We start from the raw sequence: 3,167 nt of genomic DNA, 5'->3' as shown, positions 1-3,167 counted from the left end.
TTAGGTGCCTATGCTGTGACTGACCGAAATGCGGAGCACGCGGCACGCGGAGCGCCGGATGCGAAGGAAATCTCCCATGAGTCGGGCTGTACAGCCAGAATCGTCCGCCGACCTGATTCCGAATGAACTCCGGCTGATCCTAGAGATCTTCAGCCCCGCCAATCGGCATGACCCGTTCCCCTTCTACCGGGAACTGCAGGAGGCCGGGCCCGTGCATCGGTCGCCGCTGGGGCTGAGCCTGCTTACCCGCTACGACGAGTGCGTCACGGTGCTCACCAGCTCGGACTGGGGTCACGACCAGGAGGTCGAACAGCTGCATCCAGAGGAGCAGGAAGCGTTCCCGCCGGTGTTCATGTGGATGGAGCCGCCGGACCACACCCGGCTGCGCGGCCTGGTGAGCAAGGCGTTCACGCCCGGCCGGATCGCCGCGCTGCGTCCCAGGATGATCGAACTGGTGAACGAGCTGCTGGACGCCGCTCTGGCGGCCGGCGAGTTCGATGCAATCACGGGACTGGCCTACCCGATGCCGCTGACCATGATCTGTGAAATCCTCGGCATTCCTCGCTCGGACCACGAGCAGATCCAGGAGTGGTCGCAGGTCCTGACCCGGGGCTTGGACCCGGACCACCTGCTGCCACCGGCAGCGAAGGCCGCGCGCACCGAGGCGACGCCGAAGTCCCTCGGCTACCTGCGGGAGCTGATCGAGCAGCGGCGCACCGGCCCCGGCACGGACCTGATCAGCGCGCTGGCACAGGTTGAGGAGCGGGGTGACCGACTCAGCGAGGAAGAGATGCTGGGCACGATCATCTTCCTGATCATCGCAGGCCATGAGACCTCGGTGAACCTGGTCGGCAACGGCCTGCTGGCCCTGCTGCGCCACCCCGACCAGCTGGCACTGCTCCGCAAGCGCCCGGAGCTGGTCCGGCCGGCGGTGGACGAGCTGTTGCGCTACGACGGGCCCGCGCATCTCAACACCCGATCCGCGAAACGACGCACCACACTCGGCGATCACGTCTTCGAGGAGGGTGACGGCGTGGTCACGCTGCTGGCCTGCGCCAACCGTGATCCCCGCGCGTTCGACGATCCCCAGCGGCTGGACCTGACCCGGTTCGACGGGCACGCGCCGGTATCCCGGCACCTGGCGTTCTCGCTGGGCCACCACTACTGCCTGGGCGCGCCACTGGCCGCCCTGGAAATGGCAACCATGCTGGAAGGCATCCTGGCCAGGGTGAAGAAGATGGAACTGGTCGATGACAACCCGCCGTACAAACCGAATGTGCTGATTCGCGGCCTGTCCGAGCTTCGGGTCCGATTCAGCGGCTGAGCCGGCATTCGGGGAACGAAAAGGAGTACGGCGTGACCACGGTGTCCGGTCCAGCTCCCGTCGAGTTCGATGGTTTTCACCCGATGTATCGGGAGAACCCGTATCCCAGCTACCGGCGGGCCCGTGCCGCGGGCGCGTTCTGCCCGTTCCAGCTCGGTCCGGTGCCGGTGCACATCGCCACCCGGTACGAGGCCGCTTCCGCGATCTTGCAGAGCCCGGACTGGGGCCACGGTTACCGCGACGGGATCAGCCCGTTCCGGCCGAACGTGAAAGCCGAGGACGTGGCCGGCTCGTTCCTCGCCATGGACCCGCCGGACCACACTCGGCTGCGGGCCCTGGTCGGCAAGGCGTTCACTCCGCGCATGGTCGCCCGGCTTGCGCAGAGCATCGACGCACTGGTGCGAAAGCTGGTCGACGCGGGTGCCGAACAGGGCGAGCTCGACGTGGTGGGTGGGCTGGCCCGGCCGGTGTCCATGGCAGTGATGTGCGAACTGATCGGCATCCCGCAACAAGACTCGGCCACCTTCGGCGACTGGGGCCGCGCCATCGCGCGCGGCACCGATCCCGATTTCACGCTCACCGCCGAGGACATCGAGAACCGCCACGCCGCGTCGGAGGCGTTCGCCGCCTACTTCCGTGACCTGATCGCGTTCCGTCGCGCCAGGCCGGCCGAGGACCTGGTGAGTGGGCTGGCCGCCGTCGAGGAACGCGGCGATGTGCTCACCGAACGGGAACTGCTGGGCGTGCTGTCCCTGCTCTGGGTGGCGGGAGTGGAGACCACGGTCAACCTGATCGGCAACGGCGTTCTGGCCCTGCTGCGTCATCCCGAGCAGCAACGGCTGCTACGCGACCGGCCGGAACTCGCGGCGTCCGCGGTGGACGAGATGTTGCGCTACGACCCACCGGTGCATTTCACCATCCGGGTCGCGCTCGCCGACATCACGGTATCCGGCCACCGGTTCCGCCGAGGCGACGGCGTCGTCGTGCTGATGGCGTCCGCCGGCCGGGACGAGTCGGTGTTCCCCGACGCGGACACCTTCGACATCACCCGATACGCCGGCGCCACGCCCGCCCGCCGACACCTCGGCTTCGGCCTGGGCCCGCACTACTGCCTCGGCGCCCCGCTGGCCAGAATGGAGGCCGAGGCCGAGATCACCGAACTGCTGCGGCGCACGCCCGAACTACGGCTAGCCAATGACAATCTCAGCTGCCTGACCAGCCTGGCACACCGCGGCGTGTCGGCGCTGCCGCTGGCCCTCGATGGCAGGAGAGCGTGGCCATGTGGACGAAACAGCGATTTCTGGAGTTCGTGAAGACGCTGAACAGTCAGGATTGGGAAGAACTCGCCGCGCAGTTCATGGCTGAGGAACTGCTCGTGCATACCCCGGGCGATGGCAAGCTGGTCGGCCGGCGGAACTTCCTGGACCTGTTCTTCATCCCCATGCACAACGGTGTCGAGGAATACTTCCACCCCAAAACTCTCGTGCTGGACGAGCCCTGGCTGTTCGTGGAGGCCGTGCTGGAATATCGGTGCGTGCGCGACCACCCGACGTTCCCGGTCCAGGCATTGAACGCCGGCACCACACTGTGGGTCGACTACTTCTTCCTGTACGGCTTCACCGGCGACCGCATCGCCTCGCTCAAGGCCGTCCGCTATGACGGTCGGCTGACCGACACCCCGGCCGGAATCACTCCTGGACTAGGCTCCCGGCTCCCCAGCACCATCACCGAGGGGTAACCCATGACGCTGCCAGTAGTCGCCCCCGCCGTGGAGTTCGGTATCACTCACTTCGGGTATGCGTTCGGCGAGGACCAGAGCGTCGAAGAGACCGCCACGGTATAT

At 67.0% G+C, this 3,167-nt stretch carries 3 protein-coding genes; all 3 read left to right on the top strand.

Going from position 1 to position 3,167, the window contains the following annotated elements:
* The first annotated feature begins 211 nt into the window (after nt 1-211).
* The 3 genes from CM1CMNOD_RS13175 to CM1CMNOD_RS13165 are packed head-to-tail and all read left to right on the top strand — an operon-like array spanning nt 212 to nt 3,062.
* Nucleotides 212-1,324 carry a cytochrome P450 gene (locus tag CM1CMNOD_RS13175; protein ID WP_347403396.1) on the top strand — a complete coding sequence of 371 codons (1,113 nt, stop codon included), beginning with the start codon at nt 212-214 and terminating at the stop codon, nt 1,322-1,324.
* A gap of 32 nt (nt 1,325-1,356) precedes the next feature.
* On the top strand, nt 1,357-2,637 hold the full coding sequence (locus CM1CMNOD_RS13170; protein ID WP_013874103.1) for a cytochrome P450: 1,281 nt from the start codon (nt 1,357-1,359) through the stop codon (nt 2,635-2,637).
* Complete coding sequence (locus CM1CMNOD_RS13165; RefSeq protein WP_043603670.1) at nt 2,634-3,062, top strand: hypothetical protein; 429 nt, start codon at nt 2,634-2,636, stop codon at nt 3,060-3,062. The genes CM1CMNOD_RS13170 and CM1CMNOD_RS13165 overlap by 4 nt, the downstream gene beginning before the upstream one ends.
* Nucleotides 3,063-3,167: the final 105 nt, after the last annotated feature.

The sequence above is a fragment of the Protofrankia symbiont of Coriaria myrtifolia genome (assembly GCF_900634755.1).
Taxonomy (GTDB): Bacteria; Actinomycetota; Actinomycetes; order Frankiales; family Frankiaceae; genus Protofrankia; species Protofrankia coriariae.
The sequence above is the reverse complement of the archived record's forward strand: the minus strand, read 5'-3'. Positions and strand labels throughout refer to the sequence as shown.